The organism is Gilliamella sp. Pas-s27 (genome assembly GCF_009795865.1).
Classification (GTDB): Bacteria; Pseudomonadota; Gammaproteobacteria; order Enterobacterales; family Orbaceae; genus Gilliamella.
The window spans coordinates 1-597 of sequence record NZ_WTEW01000093.1 but is presented as its reverse complement, the minus strand read 5'-3'; the positions used below and the strand labels follow the sequence as shown (position 1 = coordinate 597).

Here is a 597-nt window from a genome sequence, read left to right as displayed (position 1 = left end):
GACGATGCCAAAAGTTTTATGGATGTTGAACCACGTCGTAAAGTTACCTCAAGACAAATTGAAGGATTAGACAAAGCCTCGAAAGTCGGTTCAAAAGAGGATCTAGCCCAAATTGAGCAAGAGTACCAACTGAGTGATACTGTCTATCCTGTTTATTAATAAAGGGAATAATAATAAAAAATAATCAAATAAGGAACAAAAATATGCCATCACGCTATCAACCACAACTATCAGGCTGGAAAAGAGACCTAAGTAAAACCAGTGGAGCAGGCATTATCAGTGAAGCAAACTACATAGCTTGTGCTAATGATAATTATCTCGAAATTTATCGTTATAGAAAAATTGGTGCGAAAAGTGTTACGTTTTTTTTAATGTTATATTTTAATTTAGTTCTTTTTATGTTGTTTTTTCATTTTTGGCTAGGAATCGAATTTTTATGGTGGATGTCTTTGGTCTCATTTTTAATGCTCACTGTGCTTAGCACTATTTGTTATCACTCTCTATTCAATTTTCTTTTTGCTTATTTTTCTCCTTTTAGCAATCCGATTCGCTTTAATCGTAAAACAGGTAAAGTGTATCTTTACGAAGCAGTGGCAA

The 597-nt window shown here is 33.5% G+C and carries 1 protein-coding gene; it reads left to right on the top strand.

The features are described from left to right. Positions 1–203 precede the first annotated feature (203 nt). A partial coding sequence (locus GQ589_RS11830; RefSeq protein WP_202115106.1) for a DUF6708 domain-containing protein occupies positions 204–597 on the top strand: 394 nt, incomplete at its 3' end.